At 61.8% G+C, this 18,349-nt stretch carries 20 protein-coding genes; 11 read left to right on the plus strand and 9 right to left on the minus strand.

Translation table 11 applies throughout. From position 1 onward, the window contains the following. Positions 1-5: 5 nt before the first annotated feature. Together mobA and mobB are read left to right on the plus strand one after the other, a co-directional pair. Positions 6-665 carry a molybdenum cofactor guanylyltransferase MobA gene (gene mobA, locus J2Z75_RS02870; RefSeq protein ID WP_209847460.1) on the plus strand — a complete coding sequence of 220 codons (660 nt, stop codon included), beginning with the start codon at positions 6-8 and terminating at the stop codon, positions 663-665. Positions 666-676: 11 nt separating this feature from the next. Further along, positions 677-1,198, plus strand: coding sequence for a molybdopterin-guanine dinucleotide biosynthesis protein B (gene mobB / locus J2Z75_RS02875; protein ID WP_209848736.1), 522 nt, complete (start codon positions 677-679; stop codon positions 1,196-1,198). Positions 1,199-1,208: 10 nt separating this feature from the next. Here mobB and J2Z75_RS02880 read toward each other — a convergent pair whose 3' ends face one another. Together J2Z75_RS02880 and J2Z75_RS02885 are read right to left on the minus strand one after the other, a co-directional pair. Continuing rightward, the gene (locus J2Z75_RS02880; protein ID WP_407692738.1) at positions 1,209-1,916 is read right to left on the minus strand and encodes a polysaccharide deacetylase family protein; all 708 of its coding nucleotides are present in this window, start codon (positions 1,914-1,916) and stop codon (positions 1,209-1,211) included. A 152-nt stretch (positions 1,917-2,068) separates the two neighbouring features. Then, positions 2,069-4,258 carry an OmpA family protein gene (locus J2Z75_RS02885; RefSeq protein ID WP_209847466.1) on the minus strand — a complete coding sequence of 730 codons (2,190 nt, stop codon included), beginning with the start codon at positions 4,256-4,258 and terminating at the stop codon, positions 2,069-2,071. Positions 4,259-4,636: 378 nt separating this feature from the next. Here J2Z75_RS02885 and J2Z75_RS02890 point away from each other — a divergent pair, with 378 nt between their 5' ends. The 4 genes from J2Z75_RS02890 to J2Z75_RS02905 all read left to right on the plus strand — a co-directional run bounded on the left by J2Z75_RS02890 (position 4,637) and on the right by J2Z75_RS02905 (position 7,583). Next, a complete protein-coding gene (locus tag J2Z75_RS02890) occupies positions 4,637-5,419 on the plus strand; it encodes an ABC transporter substrate-binding protein (protein WP_209847470.1) in 783 nt (260 codons plus the stop codon). Between the two features lie 114 nt (positions 5,420-5,533). Further along, on the plus strand, positions 5,534-6,337 hold the full coding sequence (locus J2Z75_RS02895) for an ABC transporter permease (RefSeq protein ID WP_209847472.1): 804 nt from the start codon (positions 5,534-5,536) through the stop codon (positions 6,335-6,337). Beyond that, on the plus strand, positions 6,334-7,164 hold the full coding sequence (locus J2Z75_RS02900; RefSeq protein WP_209847475.1) for an ABC transporter permease: 831 nt from the start codon (positions 6,334-6,336) through the stop codon (positions 7,162-7,164). The genes J2Z75_RS02895 and J2Z75_RS02900 overlap by 4 nt, the downstream gene beginning before the upstream one ends. 152 nt (positions 7,165-7,316) lie before the next feature. Continuing rightward, positions 7,317-7,583 (plus strand): usg protein, encoded by a 267-nt coding sequence (locus J2Z75_RS02905; protein ID WP_209847478.1) that lies wholly within the window; start codon positions 7,317-7,319, stop codon positions 7,581-7,583. A gap of 24 nt (positions 7,584-7,607) precedes the next feature. Here the strand turns inward: J2Z75_RS02905 and J2Z75_RS02910 are convergent, their stop codons facing one another. Then, positions 7,608-8,309, minus strand: a complete 702-nt coding sequence (locus tag J2Z75_RS02910; protein ID WP_209847481.1) for an SDR family oxidoreductase — start codon at positions 8,307-8,309, stop codon at positions 7,608-7,610. 102 nt (positions 8,310-8,411) lie between these two features. Then, positions 8,412-9,137, minus strand: a complete 726-nt coding sequence (locus J2Z75_RS02915) for a DUF2270 domain-containing protein (RefSeq protein ID WP_209847484.1) — start codon at positions 9,135-9,137, stop codon at positions 8,412-8,414. 142 nt (positions 9,138-9,279) lie between these two features. Here J2Z75_RS02915 and J2Z75_RS02920 point away from each other — a divergent pair, with 142 nt between their 5' ends. Then, positions 9,280-10,092 (plus strand): methyltransferase domain-containing protein, encoded by an 813-nt coding sequence (locus tag J2Z75_RS02920; protein WP_209847487.1) that lies wholly within the window; start codon positions 9,280-9,282, stop codon positions 10,090-10,092. A gap of 9 nt (positions 10,093-10,101) precedes the next feature. On the opposite strand, the gene J2Z75_RS02925 is transcribed toward J2Z75_RS02920, so the two are convergent. Further along, positions 10,102-10,482, minus strand: a complete 381-nt coding sequence (locus tag J2Z75_RS02925) for a GFA family protein (protein WP_209847490.1) — start codon at positions 10,480-10,482, stop codon at positions 10,102-10,104. A gap of 244 nt (positions 10,483-10,726) precedes the next feature. Next, complete coding sequence (locus J2Z75_RS02930; RefSeq protein ID WP_209847493.1) at positions 10,727-11,695, minus strand: aliphatic sulfonate ABC transporter substrate-binding protein; 969 nt, start codon at positions 11,693-11,695, stop codon at positions 10,727-10,729. Between the two features lie 236 nt (positions 11,696-11,931). Between J2Z75_RS02930 and J2Z75_RS02935 the strand changes: the two genes are divergently transcribed. Genes J2Z75_RS02935 through J2Z75_RS02945 form a run of 3 tightly spaced genes read left to right on the plus strand, consistent with a single transcriptional unit; the run spans position 11,932 to position 14,879 of the window. Then, the gene (locus J2Z75_RS02935) at positions 11,932-13,209 is read left to right on the plus strand and encodes an MgtC/SapB family protein (protein WP_209847496.1); all 1,278 of its coding nucleotides are present in this window, start codon (positions 11,932-11,934) and stop codon (positions 13,207-13,209) included. 24 nt (positions 13,210-13,233) lie between these two features. Further along, complete coding sequence (locus J2Z75_RS02940; protein ID WP_209847499.1) at positions 13,234-14,190, plus strand: NAD(P)-dependent oxidoreductase; 957 nt, start codon at positions 13,234-13,236, stop codon at positions 14,188-14,190. Then, complete coding sequence (locus tag J2Z75_RS02945; protein WP_234937102.1) at positions 14,190-14,879, plus strand: DNA alkylation repair protein; 690 nt, start codon at positions 14,190-14,192, stop codon at positions 14,877-14,879. The genes J2Z75_RS02940 and J2Z75_RS02945 overlap by 1 nt, the downstream gene beginning before the upstream one ends. 17 nt (positions 14,880-14,896) lie before the next feature. On the opposite strand, the gene J2Z75_RS02950 is transcribed toward J2Z75_RS02945, so the two are convergent. From J2Z75_RS02950 to J2Z75_RS02960, 3 genes are all read right to left on the minus strand, one after another. Next, positions 14,897-15,385 (minus strand): Lrp/AsnC family transcriptional regulator, encoded by a 489-nt coding sequence (locus J2Z75_RS02950; protein WP_209847502.1) that lies wholly within the window; start codon positions 15,383-15,385, stop codon positions 14,897-14,899. 65 nt (positions 15,386-15,450) lie between these two features. Then, positions 15,451-16,089 carry a uracil-DNA glycosylase family protein gene (locus J2Z75_RS02955; RefSeq protein ID WP_209847505.1) on the minus strand — a complete coding sequence of 213 codons (639 nt, stop codon included), beginning with the start codon at positions 16,087-16,089 and terminating at the stop codon, positions 15,451-15,453. Then, positions 16,082-16,687: a thermonuclease family protein gene (locus tag J2Z75_RS02960; protein WP_209847509.1), complete on the minus strand. Its 606-nt coding sequence runs from the start codon at positions 16,685-16,687 to the stop codon at positions 16,082-16,084. The genes J2Z75_RS02955 and J2Z75_RS02960 overlap by 8 nt, the downstream gene beginning before the upstream one ends. 123 nt (positions 16,688-16,810) lie before the next feature. Here J2Z75_RS02960 and J2Z75_RS02965 point away from each other — a divergent pair, with 123 nt between their 5' ends. Continuing rightward, positions 16,811-18,346, plus strand: coding sequence for a sensor histidine kinase (locus J2Z75_RS02965; protein ID WP_209847512.1), 1,536 nt, complete (start codon positions 16,811-16,813; stop codon positions 18,344-18,346). The last annotated feature ends 3 nt before the right edge of the window (positions 18,347-18,349 follow it).

Genomic DNA, 18,349 nt, shown 5'->3' on the forward strand with positions numbered 1-18,349 from the left:
ATGCGATGAGCGTATCGGCAATTCTCCCGGTACATCTCCCGCGTGGCGTCGTCCTTGCCGGCGGCCGGTCTTTCCGCATGGGCAGCGACAAGGCGGCGGTAATGCTGGGCGGCAAACCGCTTGTTCACCACGTCATCGAGCGCCTCGCGCCACAGACGGACGGCCTCAGCGTCAACAGCAATACGGCCACCGGTTTGGAGTTCGCTCCCGGCGTCCCCGTCTTTGCCGATACCGTTCCGGGCCATGCCGGACCGATGGCAGGGGTGCTATCGGGGATGCGCCACGCGGAAAGGCACTTGCCCGTGGCCAGCCACATCGCCACCGTTCCGACCGATACGCCGTTTTTCCCGCTGAATCTCGTCTCCCGCCTTCAGGCAGCAATCACCCAGCCCGGCCAGATCGCCGTTGCCTATTCGGCTGGCGTCATGCACCCGGTCTTTGCCCTCTGGCCGGTCGCCCTTGCCGATGAACTCGAACACTGGCTGTTGACCGACGAAAAGCGCCGCGTGCGCGGATTCATCGAACGTCATCCGGTGGCGGAAGTGGATTTTCCCGTGGTTGAAACCGCGGAAGGCCCGATCGATCCGTTCTTCAATATCAATACGCCGGGCGATCTTGAAACGGCCGAACACTGGCTACCGCTCATCGAGGAGACCGAAAGATGACACCTCCTGAAATCCTCGACCCCAAAGTCTTCGGAATTGCCGGCTGGAAGAATTCCGGCAAGACCGGCCTTGCCGTCCGGCTGGTCACCGAATTGACCCGTCGTGGCTACCGCGTCTCGACGGTCAAGCATGCCCACCATGATTTCGATATCGACAAGGTCGGCGCCGACAGCTTTCGCCATCGCGAGGCGGGCGCCCATGAAGTGACGATCGTCTCCGGCACGCGCTACGCCATCATGCACGAATTGCGGGGCGCACCGGAACCGAGTTTTCCCGAAATTCTGGCCCGCCTCGCCCCCTGCGATCTCGTTTTGATCGAAGGATACAAGCGCGAGCCGATCCCGAAGATCGAGGCGCGGCGGCTGGAAGCGCAGAACCGCGAACCGCTGGCCCCGACCGACCCGCATATCGTGGCGATTGCCGCGGATCATCCGGTCGAAGATACCGGGCTCGTTCTGTTCGATCTCGACGACACGACAGCAATCGCCGATTTCATCGAGCGCACCACCGGGCTGATAAAACAACCCGGATGACCGGGCAAAATCAGTTGGTGGTTTCGTCGCTGCCGTCTTCCGTCGCGTCATCGAGCCGGACGAAGGCGTATCCCCTGGCCTTCAGGTCAAGGATGCCCTTGACGACGCCTGGGCCGGCGGCATGCGCCGGCTGGTTGATATGGGCGATGATCACGTCGCCGTCCTTTGAGGCCGCGATCCGTTTTTCCGCTGCCGAAGCGCCGAGCAGCGAACCGCCGTCGCCGTTCACCGAATAACCGGCGACGCGAAAGCCCATCTGTCTGATCTGGCCGATCGACGACAGGCTGTATTTTGCCGTCGCGCCGCGAAACCAGTGCGGCGTCAGCCCCTGTTCTTCGATGGCAGCGGCGCCGCCCGCGACCTCAGCCTCGACCGCCTTCGGGCTGCCGGCCGCCGGAATGCCGTAGATCGATACCGGCTGGTCGACGGCTGGAACATGCATCGCCCCGTGATTCTCGATCTCGAAAAGATCCGGATGCGCCTTGAACGCGGCGATCGCCGCATTGTTGCGCTTCAGCCAGCGGGCGGTCACGAAGATGGTCGCCGGTATATTGTTGTCGATCAGCGTCGATAAGATGCGCTCGTCCGTCCTGCCGCTGCAGGCGTCGAAGGTCAGCGCGACGCGGGGAACTGCGCCTTTTGGCTGTTTCTCAAGCTTCAGTTGCGGCTCCACCAGCCGGGTCGCGGCAAGAGACGCATGGCTGGCCAAAGCGACCATCAAAAGTGCAGAGAGAGGGATTTTCACAACAGGTCTCACAGTCCCGCACCAGCGGGAAACGGCGGAAAAAGAGGAAGCGTCATGCAAAACGGCCCGGTGCAGGGTGCACCGGGCCGTTCGCAACGGCATCTCTATGAGAGGCCGAACTATGGCTAATTCTGGGCCACGGGACGGACAAGCGGCGTCACGCGACGGATTGTCACGCGGCGGTTCTGCTGCTCGGCTTCGAGCGTGCGAACCTTGAGGAAGCGCTCGCCATAGCCCTGCGTAACCAGGTTCTCCGCCGGAATGTCGTAGACCTCGGTCAGAAGCGAGGCGACCGATTCGGCGCGTTCGTCGGAAAGCACCAGGTTCGGCTCGTCGCCACCCACCGCGTCCGTATGGCCTTCGATGAAGAAGGTCTCGCCCGGATCCTTCTCGATCACTTCCAGCATGGCATCGGCCACCTTGCGCAGGGTTTTGGCCTGCGACAGCGGTACTTCCGCACTGCCGGTCGCAAAGGTGATCGTATCGAGATCGATACGGCGCACCTTGTCGCGGATACGGGCCGAATTTCTCACCTCGTCGATCGTGTAGGTGCGCTCGACCTGCTCCACCGGCGGTTCGGCCAGGAAGTCGTAATAGTCGCGGTCGGGCTCGCTCGACGTATCGATGATGTAGTCGCGAACCGGTACGCGCAGGCGCATCGGCGGCAGATCATCACCGGCGTCAAAGCTCGGCGGACGCGGACCTTCGCCGGCTTCAGGCGCGTAGATCATCAGATATTCACGCCCGTCCCGGTCGATCCGCGAACGCTGAATGATGTCGCCGTAACGATTGTAGATCGTCACGATGCGCACGCCGTTCGGCCGCTCGATCGTCTCGCGCGACCGGCCGCGCGACAGTTCCTCATAGAAGGTTTCCTGGGCGTTGCGGCGCAGGCGCGGACGATCGTCGCCACGAACGATGATCTGGTCGCCGAAATCGAGAACCGTGCGGTTGTCGCGCGTCTCGTCGATCCTCGGCCGGCGGCGATCGGCGCCGGTGAAAGCGTCGATCAGTTCGTTGACGCCGAATTCCGGAGCGCGATCGACCCTGCGGCCTTCTTCCTTGATGCCGGCTCCCAGTTCCTCACGCGTCGGACGGCGATCCTTGCGGCGCGACTGGGCTTCCTCGTCGCTCTTTGGAACCTCGACGTTCTCATCATCGGCCCGGGCGCGTTCACGCTGCTTGCGGCGTTTTTCGCGGGCGTTGCCATCGGCGTTGTCGGCGTCCTTGTCGCTGTCGAGAACGGCAGCGCCGTTGTCGACCGGAAGGACGACCGTGTCGTCGCTCTTGGACGGATCTCGGGCGATGATCTGCTTTTCTTCCTCGGTGCGCGTATCGACGACCTTGGGGATCGGCTTGCGACGATCGGGCCGCTTGCGGTCCGTGGTCGATTGGCCGTCGCCGTCAACCGCCGGACGCAGTTCGTCCTCGGCCACCGGCTGCTGGCCCTGCGTTTCGCTCTGGGCACGCGCCTTCTGCTCGGCACGAATACGGCGGCGTTCCTCGGCAGCCTTCTGCGCGTCGTCGTCGCCTGTTGATGGCTGCGCTTCTTCCTGCTGCGGCTGCTCGGCATCCTGACGCTTCTTGCGCTCGGCGCGGGCCTTGGCCTTTTCGTCGGCAGCGGCCTTCGCAGCATCGTCGTCAGTGGAAGGCTGAACCTCTTCCGGCTGCTGTTCGGCCTGCTGGCGCTTCTTGCGCTCGGCACGCGCCTTGGCCTTCTCGTCGGCGGCCTTCGCGGCATCGTCGTCAGTGGAAGGCTGGGCCTCTTCCTGCTGCTGTTCGGCCTGCTGGCGCTTCTTGCGCTCGGCGCGGGCCTTGATCTTCTCTTCGGCGGCCTTTGCGGCATCGTCGTCGGCGGAAGGCTGGGCTTCTTCCTGCTGCTGCTCGGCCTGCTGACGCTTCTTGCGTTCGGCACGGCTCGGCTGCTCTTCCTGTGCCGGCTGGGCTTCCTGCTGCTGTTCGGCCTGCTGGCGCTTCTTGCGCTCGGCACGGCTCGGCTGCTCCTCCTGCGCCGGCTGGGCTTCCTGCTGTGGCTCCTGCTGTTGCTCGGCATCCTGCCGCTTCTTGCGGCGCTCGGCGCGGCTTGGCTGTTCTTCCTGGGCCGGCTGCTCCTCAGTCTGTTCGGCGCGCTGCTTGCGCTTCTTGCGCAGCAATTCCTCTGGTGTCGGTTCTCCACCGTCTGGTTGTGCGACGCCATTTTCCTGCGCGACTTCGAACGGCTTCATCAAACTGTCGGCCAGAGCCGGCTGGATGGCGATCGACATCGACAGCATGGGAAACGCCACCGTCGCGAAAAGTTTGGATCGAATGCTCATGTATTTCCTCCTTCAGAGGTCCCGTTTCTTTATTTCCAACCGGTGGACGTCCCGGCCTTCTTCTTTCTTCATCTTTGGGCAGACCCAAGCGGTGAAAAGAAGGCGCACCGGTTCAAATCAGCCAACGAGGATTAGCGAAACCCGCATTAACTCAGGATGAATGCCCTGTTCATCCAGGGGGGAGATAGGACGACGCCGGCAGGAAGCCAGCCCGACGCATGACGATGTGCGGACAATTCATCAAGGCGAGCTTCGTTTCCTGTTGATTTTTCCATTTAAAGCGTAGGAATATCCGCGCAGCCCGGCCGTAACGACGGTCGGCATGTCGGTGGCCGCGAAGAAGAAAAAACCGGCCGCCTGCCAACAGAGAGGATCAACATGCGTATTTCAAGACGTTTCGCCATGGCAGCTTCGGCAGCTGTTTTCGCGCTCATGGCCGGCTCTGCCATGGCCGACGGCGAAAAGATCGTCATCGGCACGGAAGGCGCCTACCCGCCCTTCAACAATCTCGAGGCGGACGGCACGCTGACCGGCTTCGATATCGACATTGCCAAGGCGCTCTGCGTCGAGATGAAGGCCGAATGCACCTTCGTGACCCAGGATTGGGACGGTATCATTCCGGCCCTGCTCGCCAAGAAGTTCGACGCGATCGTCGCATCGATGTCGATCACGCCGGAGCGTCTGGAGAAGGTCGATTTCACCGACAAATACTACAACACCGGGCCTGCCATCGTCGTTCCGAAGGATTCGCCGATCACCGAAGCAACAGAAGCAGGCCTCGCCGGCAAGACGCTGGGTGCGCAGTCGTCGACGACTCATTCCAACTACGCCGAAGCCTTCTTCAAGCAATCGGAATTGAAGCTCTACCCGACGCCGGACGAGTACAAGCTTGACGTCGCCAACGGCCGCGTCGATGCCGTCATCGACGACGTCGTGGTCCTTTCCTCCTGGCTGAAGACCGAAGACGGTGCCTGCTGCAAGATTCTGAAAGCCCTGGCACCCGATCCGGAGATCAACGGCATCGGCGCCGGCATTGCCGTGCGCAAGGGTGACACAGCCTTGAAGGACAAGTTCAACGCTGCCATCAAGGCAATCCGCGCCAACGGCAAGTACAAGGAAATCAACGACAAGTACTTCGACTTCGACGTTTACGGCGGATAATCTTTACACGCCTCTGAAATACGATGGCGGGAGGCTTGCCCTTCCGCCATTTTTGCCTGACAACTCATCATAACAACAAGCGAGCCACAAGGCCGTGCAGGGGAAATCTGACGTATGCAGGCTGCTTTTGCTGCCCTCTCTTCCGTTGTCTCGTGGTTCGCCGGCATGATCGATCCGATGTGCGGCCCGATCGGCATCTTCCGGCTTTTCGCGGCGGACACGCTCCTGTCATGCGGCGACACCGGCTGGGGCGACGAGATCGCCTATGGCTTCATGATCACGGCCAGCCTGGCGATCTGCACCCTGCCCATCGGGCTTTTCTTGGGTTTCTTCATCGCATTGGCGAAACAGTCCGAGGAAAAATCGCTGCGGCTGGCGACCAACATCTACACCACCATCTTCCGGGGACTGCCGGAGCTTTTGACGCTGTTCATCGTCTATTACGGCCTGCAGATCGTCGCCCAGCGGGTGATGGCGGCCGTCGGCTACGAGGGACCGGTCGAGATCAACGCCTTCATCGCCGGCATGATCGCGCTTGGCGTCGTCTTCTCCGCCTATTGCTCGGAAGTGCTTTTGTCCGCCTTCAAGGCCATTCCGCGCGGCCAGTACGAGGCCGGCGACGCCCTCGGCTTTCATCGCGGCAAGACCATGCGGCTGATCATCCTGCCGCAGCTGGTGCGCATCGCCCTGCCCGGCCTCGGCAATCTCTGGATGGCGCTTCTGAAGGATACGGCATTGGTCTCGGTCATCGGCCTGCCGGACATTCTGCGCCAGACCGGCGTCGCCGCGCGCGTCACCAAGAACGCCTTCGAATTCTTCTCGATCGCCTGCCTGCTGTTCCTGATCCTGGCGATGGCATCCTCGCTGGTCTTTTCCGCGCTCGAGCGCTGGACCAAACGTTCGGAGGTCGCCCGATGAGCCATGCCGAAACCATGCTGCCTGCGCTGCCGCCGCCGCCGGAGGCCCTGCGGCGCTACACGCTTTCGCGGCTGATCGGCCGCGTCGCGCTCGGCATCTGGCTGGCTGCGTCCGTCGGCATCTTCCTGTTTGTCGTCGAATCCTGGAGCCCCGAGAAATTCGCCAAATACGGCCCCAGTTTCATTTCCGGGCTCGGCGTCACGCTGACGCTCGTCAGTATTTCCATCGTGCTCGGCGGCATTCTGTCCCTGCCGCTGGCCTATGGCCGGATGACCAAGAACAAGGTGATCTCCTGGATCGCCTATGCCTATGTCTATTTCTTCCGTGGCACGCCGCTGATCACCCAGCTCTTCCTTGTCTATTACGGGCTCGGCAGTTTCCGCCCGTACCTGGAGGCCGTCGGCCTGTGGTCGCTGTTCAAGGACGCGTGGTTCTGCGCGCTTTTGACCTTCACGCTCAACACCGCCGCCTATCAGGCCGAAATCCTGCGCGGCGCCATCCAGAGCGTGCCGCGCGGCCAGCACGAGGGTGCCGCGGCCCTTGGCCTGCCGAAGCGCGTCGCCTTCTTCAAGATCATCCTGCCGCAGGCAATGATCGTGGCCCTGCGCCCCTACGGCAACGAAATCATCCTGATGATCAAGGGCTCGGCCATCGTCGCGATCGTCACCGTGTTCGACCTGATGGGCGAAACACGCCGTGCCTTCTCGCGAACCTATGATTTCCAGATGTATCTCTGGGCTGCGGTCCTTTACCTCATCATGGTCGAGATGCTGCGCAACCTCTGGGCCTGGATCGAAACGCGCCTGACACGCCACCTGAAGCGCTGAACCGGAGGGAGAATTGGCAGCACTCTCAATAGCATGCTGCCAATCTCTTGTTTTTGAACGCTATTTTTTCACCGCACGAATAATATTAATAGCCGGTTAACCAATCAGGTGCTTCAATAGCAGGGACCATCATCAGCAAAATGAGGTCCGAAATGACGCACGAACTGGAACTGCAGCTCAAGGGTTACGGCCTGACGACGGCCCAGATCCTGTATCGCATGCCCGATCATCCGAGCTTCCTGCAGACCTATATCTGGCAGCACTACGATCTTGCCCCCGATTTTCCGGAAATGAAGAGCTTCCTGAAATTCTGGCAGGAAAAGCTCGAAGGCCCCTTGCATTCGGTGCGCTATGTCCACCGCAAGCTGATCTCGGCCTCGGACTGGCGGGCCCTCAAGGGCGAGTTCATCATCAACTGATCGCTCGCCCCGGAGATAAGCATTTTACACCGAGCGCGTGATGCCGCCGTCGATGCGGATGTTCTGGCCGGTGATATAACCGCCGCGGTCGGTCGCCAGAAGCGCCACCAGCTCGGCCACTTCCTCCGATGTGCCATAGCGGCCCATCGGGATGCGCAGGCGCCGTTCCTCGGTCTCCGGCAGGCTGTCGATGAAGCCCGGCAGCACGTTGTTCATGCGGATGTTGTCGCCAGCGTACTTGTCGGCAAAAAGCTTGGTGAAGGCGGCAAGGCCCGAGCGGAAGACGCCGGATGTCGGAAACAGCGGGTCCGGCTCGAAGGTCGCATAGGTCGAGATATTGACGATGCTGCCGGATTTCTGTTCCAGCATGATCGGCGTCACCAGCCGCGTCGGACGCACGACATTGAGAAAGTAGACGTCCATCCCCTTGTGCCAGTCATCGTCCGTGAGATCCAGGACCGCAGCGCGCGGCCCGTGTCCGGCCGAATTGACCAGCGCATCCACCCTGCCCCATTTGCCATAGGCCGCATCGACCAGACGCTTCAGGTCGTCGTTGGACTGGTTGGAACCGGTCACGCCGATGCCGCCGAGTTCCTGCGCCAGCGCCTCTCCCTTGCCGGAGGACGAGAGGATAGCGACGCGATAGCCTTCCGCCGCCAGCCGGCGTGCCGAAACAGCACCCATGCCGGACCCGCCAGCCGTGATGATTGCAACTTTTTCCGCCATCGTCGTCTCCCTCATGTCAATGAAGGCGCGATAAAACCAGCAGCGGGCGCAGATCACAATCAAGAAATCCTGCACCTGCCATCAGCCCACCTGTTTCACCGATCAGACATGAACCTCGCCATGCGCCAGTTCGCCCTCGCCCGGCTCCTTGTGAAGCGCCGCATAGGCCATGAGGACGTAAAAGACGATGACAAGACCGATCACCAGCCAGCCCGGAACAGGACCAAGCGCTGCATTCGCGGTCACCTCGCCTAGCGAACTCACCTGCCGGGCCTCGCCGCCATTGGCCTGCAGGATCGGCGAGGATATTTTCAGGGCCCAGGCCAGAAGCAGGATGAGATACATCCAGCAGTAATTGCGCCGCAACCTTCGGCAAACCGCCTCGCGATAGCTCATCAGGAAGGCCGGACGACGCAGGCTGTCGGCGATGGGTGCCGCCCAGTTCGGCTTGAAGGGCGCCTGTGGAGCCAGCATCTGGGCAAAATAGCCGCGCTCCATGCGGCGAACGCGGGCGCGGTAGACATCGAAGAACCGGTACCGCCGCGCCTCTATGAACAACAGCAGCGTGATCAGCAGCATGGCAAAGAGCAGCACGCCATGATGCGAAGCCGGGGTCGATAGCGAAACCGAGAGCAGGGCCGCCGCCACGGTGGTCGCCCAGTTCGACGTGCGGTCGATGCGGTCGCGCCAGCCCGCCATCCGGCCCATTTCACCGCGATAGTAGTGGACGAGCGCCGTGATCGTCTCTGCGGGCGTTGCCGGCAAAGGCGGGCTTTTGGCTTCGCTCTCGTCCTTGAGCAGACCAATCGGACTGAATTCCGCGGCCATGATCATTTCCTCCCGAGCTTTTGTTGTTTTGCGCATCATGCGCCCGTTTCCGACCGCGATAAACGTTTTTCCGGCCGCAAACCGTCCGTGCGCGTGGGTTTTCGCATTGCCAAACGCCATCCCGCGCCGTAAAGACGCGGCCATGCAGAAGATCGATGAAGAAGCCCTCGCCGAAGCCTATAACCGCGCGCTTGCCCTGGAGAAATCCGGCGACGTCGAGGCTGCTGTCAAAGCCTATGAAGAGGTTCTGGCGATCGATCCGGACGATCACGGCGGCGCCGCCGTTCGCATCGCTTCGATGGGACGCGGCGAGACGCCCGACAAGGCGCCGGACGCCTATGTCACCACCCTGTTCGACCAGCATGCGGATGTGTTCGAGGACGTGCTCGTCGAACAGCTCGACTATCACGTGCCGATGCTGGTCCGCCAGCGGCTGCAGGCACTGAACCTCGGCCCCTTTGCCCGGGTCCTTGATCTCGGCTGCGGCACGGGCCTGACCGGCGGCGCGCTGCGCGACATGGCTGACGATATCACCGGCATCGACCTGTCGGAAAACATGGTCGAGATCGCCCACGAAAAAGACGTGTACGAGACGCTCTACGTCGCCGAAGTCGTCGATTTTCTCGAGGACAATAACGACGAGCCCTTCGATCTGATCACCGCGACGGACGTGCTGCCCTATCTCGGCGCGCTGGAAGCCCTGTTCTTCGGCGCCGCCGAAAACATGAATGCCGGCGGCCTGTTCATCTTCTCAAGCGAGACCCTGCCCGCACAGACCTTCGCCGGGCGCGCGTTCATGGTGGGTCCCAACCAGCGCTTCGCCCATGCCGAACCCTATGTCCGCGAGCGCCTGGATGCCATCGGCTTCGATATCGTCGAATTCTCGGATATCACCGTCCGCAAGGAAGAGGGCGAGCCGATCGCCGGTCATCTGGTGATTGCAAAACTGCGCTGATAACGGCGCTCAGGCGCCGTGAACGTCCGGCAGCTCGTACCAGTCGCCCTTGAACTCCGTCAGGATATTCTTGACGATCTGCTTGCCGGTATCGCCATCGATGACGCCGGCCGAGACCATCAGCAGGTCGGTGCCGATATTGTCCTTGAATAGACGGCTGCCGCAGGTCGAGCAGAACCCGCGCCGCGCCTTGTCCGAATAGCCGTACCATTGCAGGGTGCCGTCTGCCTCGAACCGGACGTCGTCGCGCGGTGCACCGATGACCGCCATGTAGTTGCCATGCGCCTTGCGGCAGTCGCCGCAATGGCAGCAGAACACCCCCGCCGACTCCACAGGAATGGAAAATTTGACGCCGCCGCAGCGGCATGACGCGTTCAGTCGTTCGGCCATGGTTCCTGTCCTCCGGGTGGTGAATGGCTATGCCGACAGCAAATGCGCGGCTCTCGGAACCAGACATACGGCGCAAAACCCAGGCTTCAAGCGCCTCCCGGAAAGATAAATACGACATGCGAACACGCCCCGACGCAAGCTCCCGGAAGCACAACAGCACGGAGCAGGCCCAAGGTTGACGGTAAGGTGTTCACAGGCAAAAGGCAGTGCCACCTGCACCGCCTCTTGCCTGTGAAGCTCCTCGTCAGCTCGCCCGGCCTTTCCAGACGATATCGCTGATTGTCAACTGTTTCGGAATGATCTTCAACTGGAAGAACTCATCGGCCAGCGCCTGCTGATAGGCAACCGCCTCCGGCCCCACCGTCGAGATATCGGCAAGGCTGAACCCCTTGCGCGTCAACACAACCCGTTGGATATCCTCCGGCACGCCGGTGATCTTCGAAAGAGCCGCCACGGTGCCGTCCAGGTCGTTTTGCGCAGCGGCGCCGACCTTTCCGAGCTCATCGAGGATTTCGCTGAGTACATCCCCGTGCGCCGCGGTGAAATCACCGTTGCTGAGGAAGTAGCTCCAGGATTCGGCGATCCCCTCGGCAGTGGTCAGGACGCGCGTGCCGGGATCTTTCTCGGCGACGGCAAAATATGGATCCCAGATCGACCAGGCGTCGATCTGCTTGCTGGCAAATGCGGCTGCCGCATCCGATGGCGAAAGGTCGGCCGCCTCGATATCGGCAATGCCGAGACCGGCCTTGCGCAATGCCTTGACGGTGAAATTGTGGGCGCTCGAACCCCGCTTGAATGCCACCCGCTTGCCCTTCAGGTCCCCGATCGACTGGATCGGCGAATCCTTGTGCACCAGGATCGCGGACCCCGCGGAGGCTCCCCTGTAGGTGCCCGCATACAGCAGGTTGCCGCCGGCCGCCTGCGCAAACAGAGGCGGTACGTCGCCAGTCGGGCCGAAATCGATGGCGCCGGCCCCGAGCGCTTCGAGCAGCGGTGGGCCGGACGAAAATTCCGCCCAGGTGATTGCAATGCCGCGATCGGCAAAGCGCTTTTCCAGCGCGCCCGTTCCCTTGGCAAGCGCCAGGACGCCATTCTTCTGCCAGCCGAGGCGCAATTCCTTGAGCGGTTCGGATGAGGCACGGGCAATTCCCGGCAGTGTCGCCGCGAGCGCAGCTGTCCCGAAAAGCGATAGTGTCTGTCGGCGTGTGAACATGATAGATCCCTCTCGATGTTTGTCGGCGCACGACAGCGGCGCCACTGTCATCAAGATTGATGCAATCTATAAAAACTATATACTATATTAATATCAAAAACAGGCGCGATACCGGAAAAGCCGATCAGCGAACACTCTTCCGGCAAAAAATCATTCTCCTATGCCCCGGAGCATGCTGTGGGTGAGGACGTAGGGATGGCGCTTGCACTTACGCCTCCAGGCCCTATCATTCTCGAATGGAACTTGTTGAAGTCTTCCAGCGTCTCGGCGTGGCGCTTGCCACCGGCCTCCTCGTGGGCTGCGAGAGGGGGTGGCAGGACCGCGACTTGCCCTCGGGCGGCAGAACAGCCGGTATCCGCACATTCGGCCTTTCAGGCTTTCTCGGCGGGCTTGCCGGTTACCTCCAGATACATACCGGACCCATCCTGCCTGCGGCTCTGCTGCTCCTCTTCGGCGCCGCTTTTGCCGCTTTCAAGCTGCGAGAATCCGCGGCAGAGAAAGACTATGGAGTCACCACTGTCATCGCGGCCTTCCTCGTCTTCGCGCTGGGTGCAATAGCAGTCGTCGGCGACTTGCGGGTTGCGGTCGCCGGCGGGGTCATTACCACCGCACTGCTCGCCGCCAAACGCAGCCTCCACGGTTTTCTGACGCAATTGACCTGGCTGGAAATCAGGGCAGCCCTCGTTCTTCTGGCCATGACGCTCGTCGCTCTGCCCCTGCTGCCGAACAAGACCGTCGATCCCTGGGATGCCTTGAACCCATTCGCCTTGTGGCTATTGACGATCACGATCGCCGCCATTTCCTTCGCCGGCTACGCCGCCATTCGCGTTGCCGGCCCCAGTCGCGGCATCCTGTTTGCCGGTGCCGCCGGCGGACTGGCCTCATCCACGGCGCTGACGCTTTCCTTTGCCCGCTTCGCAGCCGATGCACCGCAGAGCGCGCGGCAACTGGCCTGCGGCGCCACGATCGCCGGGGCGCTATCGCTTATCCGCGTCCTCGTTATCGGCGCCGTCCTGGCGCCCATTCTCCTGATACCGCTTGCGATTGCGCTGATACCGGCTGTGCTGGTGATGCTGGCCGCAAGTTTTTTGATCGCCCGCCGCGGCAGCGACACGCACGATACGCCGAACTTTCAACTCGAAACCCCCTTCAAGCTTGGCGAGGTGCTGCGTTTCGGCGCCCTGCTTGGCGCCGTCATCGTGGTGTCGAAGGTTCTGGTCGACAGGATCGGCCAAACCATGATTTTTGTTGTCGCGGCCGTATCGGGCCTGATGGATCTCGACGCCATCACGCTTTCGACGGCACGCCTGACGGAGACCTCGGTCGATCTTGCCGCCGCCGTCGCGGCGATCCTGATCGCGGTCGTGGTCAATCTCGTAACGAAAATCGTGCTGGCATTCACGGCGGGTGGCAGAGGACCCTACGCCACGACGCTGGCTTTGACGACAGTTGCGGCCATCACGGCTGGTGCGGTCGCCCATTTTACCCTGGGTTCCTTCGTCCCGACATCCTGATTGCCATGCGCAAATTTTCACGAAATGCAGTCGCGCAAACGACGCTCTCCCTTCCGCCTCCGGACCATTTCCGCTAAGTCTCTCGCGATACGCGCCACAGGAGCATTCGGAATGGCAAAAGTCGCTTTCATCGGTCTCGGCGTCATGGGCTATCCCATGGCCGGCCATCTGAAGATCAAGGGCGGCCACGCGCTGACGGTCTATAACCGGACGTTCGCGAAGGCCGAGAAATGGGCGGCGGAATTTGGCGGACGCGCAGTCCCGACGCCGGCGGAAGCCGCCGATGGCGCCGATTTCGTCTTCTCCTGCGTCGGCAACGACGACGACCTGCGCTCGGTCACGACAGGCAAGGACGGCGCTTTCGAGACCCTGACGTCGGGCGCGATCTTCATCGACAACACCACGGCCTCCGCCGAAGTTGCCCGCGAACTGGATGCGGCCGCCACCGCCCGCGGTGCCCATTTCATCGACGCGCCGGTATCCGGCGGCCAGGCGGGTGCTGAAAACGGCGTGCTGACGGTGATGTGCGGCGGCGATCCGGATGTGTTCGAACGCGCCAGGCCGATCATCGACGCCTATGCTCGCATGGTCGGCCTGATGGGGCCGGCCGGTTCCGGCCAGCTGACCAAGATGGTCAACCAGATCTGCATCGCCGGCCTCGTCCAGGGGCTGGCCGAAGGCATCCATTTCGGCAAGAAGGCCGGTCTCGACATCGAAAAGGTCATCGAGGTCATTTCCAAGGGGGCCGCCGGGTCCTGGCAGATGGAAAACCGCCACAAGACCATGAATACGGGCAAATACGACTTCGGCTTCGCCGTCGACTGGATGCGCAAGGATCTCGACATCGTGCTTTCGGAAGCGCGCGACAACGGTGCCAGGTTGCCGGTGACCGCGCTCGTCGATCAATTCTATGCGGAGGTACAGGCCATGGGCGGCAAGCGCTGGGATACATCGTCGCTATTGGCCCGTCTGGAGAAATAATGCTGTCGCCGTCCTCGCCGGCAGATGCCGTCATCGCGCATCTGAAATCGCTGCGGGCGGAGGAAAACCTTGCCGGCATGGCGAGGTTTGGCATTGAAACGAAGACGGCGCTCGGCATTTCCAATGCCGAACTGCGGCGGATCGCGCGGTCGATAAAGCGCCACCACGCCCGCGCGCTTGCTCTGTGGGCAAGCGGCATTCGCGAGGCCCGCTTGCTCGCGGCCTTTACCGCAGAGCCGGAAAAGCTGACGCTGGAAACGGCCAGGCTATGGGCCGGTGATTTCAATTCCTGGGAAATCGTTGATGGCGTCGCCGACATTTTTGTCGAGGCCCGGCTGGGCGCAATCCTCATCCCGGAGTTTGCCGCTGACCAACGGGAGTTTATCCGCCGCACGGCCTTTACCATGATAGCCGTCAGCGCCGTTCACCTGAAAGACGAACCGGACGACACGATCCTCGCCTGGCTGGCACTGATCGAAGCCCATGCCGGTGACGACCGCAATTTCGTGAAAAAGGCTGTGAACTGGGCGCTTCGCCAGATCGGCAAGCGCAACGCCCATTGCCACGGCCCAGCCCTGTCGCTGGCCCGGATTCTCGCGGCAGCATCGGACCGGACCGCGCGATGGATCGGCAAGGATGCCGTCCGCGAACTGACGAACAGCGCTGTCCTGCTGAAGCTAAAAGTTTAGGCGAAGAGCCAAAAGCCTCACTCCTCGTTCGACTTCGCCTGATCGATCACCATGTAGTCGAGCGGCAGTTGTGTCGTATACTTGATCTGCTCCATCGCGAAGGCAGACGACACGTCACGGATTTCGATCTTGGCGATCATCCGCTTGTAGAAGGCGTCGTAGGCAGCGATATCCGGCACGACGACGCGCAGCAGATAGTCGACATCGCCGCTCATGCGGTAGAATTCCACCACTTCCGGGAATTCGCCGACCACCTCGGAAAAACGCCGCAGCCATTCGATCGAATGGGTATTGGTCCGGATCGACACGAACACCGTGACCTTGGTATTGACCTTGACCGGATCGAGCAGCGCCACGCGGCCGCGGATGACGCCATCCTCTTCCATCTTCTGGATGCGGCGCCAGCAAGGCGTGGTGGACAGACCGACCTTTTTGGCAAGGTCGGCAACGGCGAGCGTGGAATCTTCCTGCAACAGACGCAGGATTTTGCGGTCAAGACGATCCATTAAGAGCCTCCTTCGAATATTATTCTCTCTATAGCGTGAAATCATCCAAAAGAAAGAAAATTGTTTCAGGCCGTCATTTTTTTGACCCGCCCGCGCAGGACAGGCAGGACTTCGGCTTCGAACCATGGATTCTTCTTCAGCCAGCCGGTATTGCGCCAGCTCGGATGCGGCAAGGCCAGCACCGCCGGCCCGGTATTCGAGCCGAGATGCGCCCGCCAGTTGCGCACCGTCTCGGTCATCGTCGCGGCCCGGCGTTCGCCGAGATGCCAGGCTTGCGCATACTGGCCGATGGCCAGCACCAGCTCGACCTGCGGCATCGCGTCCATGACCTCCCGCCGCCAGCGCGGCGCGCATTCCCGGCGCGGCGGCAGGTCGCTGCCATGGGCATCGTAGCCGGGAAAGCAGAACCCCATCGGCACGATGGCAAAGAGGTTCGGATCGTAGAATTGCGCGCGCGTCACGTCGAGCCATTGCCGCAGCCGGTCGCCCGAAGCATCGTTGAACGGCAGCCCGCTCTGGTGGACGCGCAGGCCCGGCGCCTGACCGGAAATCAGGATGCGCGCCCTCGATGAAATCACCGCCACTGGACGCGGTTCATGCGGCAGCCGGTGTTCGAACCCGCGCGCCGGCGCGTCACGACAGATCCGGCAGGCGGCGATCGCCCCGCGCAGATCCTCAAGCCCGTCGCCTTCTCCATCAGCCATTCCACAGCCCTGCAAATATCGTCTTCATCCTGTCGACGACCCCTTGAAACATCGTGTCCAGCCAGCCGTCCGGTATATGGGGCCCCTCGTCCATTCCGCCATGGGTCTGTCGCCATGTTCGCGGCGCGTCGAACGTGCCTGCCCAAAGCCCGAGGCGCGCCTTCCTGGCGGTTTCTTCCTCCGCATCGTAGTTTCCAAAGGCGACGGCAAAACCGGCGCCGACCATCGCCGCATTGAGATCGAGATTGCGCGCCGAGCAGACGGCGAGAAACCGGTCGTAGCGGTCGCTGCCGTCAGCCCTGCAAATGATTTGCACATCACCGATCAACGCCGCCAGATAGCCCCTCGCATCGGCACCGCAAGACCAATCCCGCCCGTCGCGCCGGCAGACCTGGCGCAGTTCCGGCGCATCGATGCCGACCAGCCTGATGCGTTTGCCGTCCAGCACCAGCGTATCGCCGTCGATGATGCGCGCTCGCCCGGACATGGCCTCCTGCCGAACACCGTCGAGGCGCACCACGACCAGCCCGAGAAACAAGAGGATCAGCGCCGTCAGCAGAAGATCGCGAAGGATCCGGACCATGCGCATCATCGTCATCCTTTTTCGCCGCAATCGGCGAATTCACCCTGCGTAATGCACGCCGAAAAACGGGAAACCGCAGCAACTTCTTAAGGATTCCCCCTTAAAGTTCAACGGATTCCGTTAACGCGTTTGAGATTCATGAGTAAGGGCGTCAGCACCTCGACCGACAAGATTATCGTCGACAAATCGCGCAGCCACCGCAACACGGCGGTGTCGAAAGCCGTGCGCTCGACCCGCGAACGCCTGCAGGCCGGCCCATCCAACGCGTCCGGCTTCGACAGGGAGATGCTGGGGCTGCATGTCGATTCGATGCTGCAGGGCGCCATTGCCATGCCGATCTTCGTGTTTCTGGTCACAGGCGTCGGCGTCTATCTCTCGCAAAGCCTGGATCTTGTCGGCTGGAGCATCATGACGCTCTGTGTCCATGCCATCGGCATCCTGCTCGCTCGCCGGGCGAAAACCCGGGACATCGCGGCGGACCAAGTATCGTACTGGCGTCGCTGTTTGCTGATCGTTCAGATCGTTTTCGGTATTTGCTGGGTGGCGTTCATCATGCAGGATTGCAGCAGCTGCGGAGAAGTCAATTTCGGCTTCTACAAGGGTGCCGTCCTGATGATCGCACTGGCGGCCACTGCGATGGGCACGTTTCTCCTTCGCAACGCCCTGCTTTTCACCTTCACCCCGGTCGTCATCGCTCTGGCCGGACTGACGATCGAATCCGGCAACGCGGGCTATATGGCGCTGACGGCGGTCGTATCGACATCGTTGATCTTTCTCGTCTTCATGACCAACCGCATGCACCGCGCCAATGTGCACGTTCTGTCCATGCAATCTGAAAAAGACGACCTGATCGCCGAACTCGAAGTCGCCAAGTCGATGTCGGACGAGGCACGCCGCCGTGCCGAGGAAGCCAACCTTGCCAAGTCCCGTTTCCTCGCCTCGATGTCGCACGAATTGCGCACGCCGCTGAACGCCATCCTCGGCTTCTCCGAAGTCATGTCGACCGAGGTGCTGGGGCCGCTCAACAATCCGATCTACAAGGAATATACCGGCGACATCCATCGCTCCGGCCAGCACCTTCTCGACCTGATCAACGAGATTCTCGATCTGTCTCGTATCGAGGCAGGCAAATACGATCTGAGTGAGGAAGCCATCCAGCTGGTCGAGATCACCGAGGATTGCATCGGCATGGTGCAGCTGCGGGCCCGCACCAAGAACATCAGCATCACCGAGCAGTTCGAATATGGCATGCCCTCGGTCTGGGTCGACGAAAAGGCGATGCGCCAGGTGATCCTGAACCTGTTGTCGAACGCCGTGAAGTTCACGCCATCGGGCGGCGAGATTTCCGTCAAGGTCGGCTGGACGGCCGGCGGCGGCCAGTATCTGTCCATCAAGGATAACGGCCCGGGCATCCCCGAAGAGGAAATCCCCGTCGTCCTCTCGGCTTTCGGCCAGGGCTCGATCGCCATCAAGAGCGCCGAACAGGGCACCGGTCTCGGCCTGCCGATCGTCCAGGCAATCCTTGCCAAGCACAATGGCGAGTTCATCCTGCGCTCCAAGCTGCGCGAAGGCACCGAGGCCATCGCCATCCTGCCGTCAAAGCGCGTGCTGCAAAGCATTCCGGCCGTCGAAGACGCACCGGCGATCGAGCGCCGCAGGAAGAGCTTCGCCTAGCGG

This window comes from Rhizobium herbae, from assembly GCF_017873135.1.
GTDB lineage: Bacteria > Pseudomonadota > Alphaproteobacteria > Rhizobiales > Rhizobiaceae > Pararhizobium > Pararhizobium herbae.

Excerpts from the sequence above, each read along its gene's own strand:
- mobA (WP_209847460.1), top strand. The coding sequence starts at position 6 with ATGAGCGTATCGGCAATTCTCCCGGTACATCTCCCGCGTGGCGTCGTC.
- J2Z75_RS02880 (WP_407692738.1), bottom strand. The coding sequence starts at position 1,916 with ATGGTCGCTTTGGCCAGCCATGCGTCTCTTGCCGCGACCCGGCTGGTG.
- J2Z75_RS02885 (WP_209847466.1), bottom strand. The coding sequence starts at position 4,258 with ATGAGCATTCGATCCAAACTTTTCGCGACGGTGGCGTTTCCCATGCTG.
- J2Z75_RS02890 (WP_209847470.1), top strand. The coding sequence starts at position 4,637 with ATGCGTATTTCAAGACGTTTCGCCATGGCAGCTTCGGCAGCTGTTTTC.
- J2Z75_RS02895 (WP_209847472.1), top strand. The coding sequence starts at position 5,534 with ATGCAGGCTGCTTTTGCTGCCCTCTCTTCCGTTGTCTCGTGGTTCGCC.
- J2Z75_RS02900 (WP_209847475.1), top strand. The coding sequence starts at position 6,334 with ATGAGCCATGCCGAAACCATGCTGCCTGCGCTGCCGCCGCCGCCGGAG.
- J2Z75_RS02905 (WP_209847478.1), top strand. The coding sequence starts at position 7,317 with ATGACGCACGAACTGGAACTGCAGCTCAAGGGTTACGGCCTGACGACG.
- J2Z75_RS02910 (WP_209847481.1), bottom strand. The coding sequence starts at position 8,309 with ATGGCGGAAAAAGTTGCAATCATCACGGCTGGCGGGTCCGGCATGGGT.
- J2Z75_RS02915 (WP_209847484.1), bottom strand. The coding sequence starts at position 9,137 with ATGGCCGCGGAATTCAGTCCGATTGGTCTGCTCAAGGACGAGAGCGAA.
- J2Z75_RS02920 (WP_209847487.1), top strand. The coding sequence starts at position 9,280 with ATGCAGAAGATCGATGAAGAAGCCCTCGCCGAAGCCTATAACCGCGCG.
- J2Z75_RS02925 (WP_209847490.1), bottom strand. The coding sequence starts at position 10,482 with ATGGCCGAACGACTGAACGCGTCATGCCGCTGCGGCGGCGTCAAATTT.
- J2Z75_RS02930 (WP_209847493.1), bottom strand. The coding sequence starts at position 11,695 with ATGTTCACACGCCGACAGACACTATCGCTTTTCGGGACAGCTGCGCTC.
- J2Z75_RS02935 (WP_209847496.1), top strand. The coding sequence starts at position 11,932 with ATGGAACTTGTTGAAGTCTTCCAGCGTCTCGGCGTGGCGCTTGCCACC.
- J2Z75_RS02940 (WP_209847499.1), top strand. The coding sequence starts at position 13,234 with ATGCAGTCGCGCAAACGACGCTCTCCCTTCCGCCTCCGGACCATTTCC.
- J2Z75_RS02945 (WP_234937102.1), top strand. The coding sequence starts at position 14,190 with ATGCTGTCGCCGTCCTCGCCGGCAGATGCCGTCATCGCGCATCTGAAA.
- J2Z75_RS02950 (WP_209847502.1), bottom strand. The coding sequence starts at position 15,385 with ATGGATCGTCTTGACCGCAAAATCCTGCGTCTGTTGCAGGAAGATTCC.
- J2Z75_RS02955 (WP_209847505.1), bottom strand. The coding sequence starts at position 16,089 with ATGGCTGATGGAGAAGGCGACGGGCTTGAGGATCTGCGCGGGGCGATC.
- J2Z75_RS02960 (WP_209847509.1), bottom strand. The coding sequence starts at position 16,687 with ATGACGATGATGCGCATGGTCCGGATCCTTCGCGATCTTCTGCTGACG.
- J2Z75_RS02965 (WP_209847512.1), top strand. The coding sequence starts at position 16,811 with ATGAGTAAGGGCGTCAGCACCTCGACCGACAAGATTATCGTCGACAAA.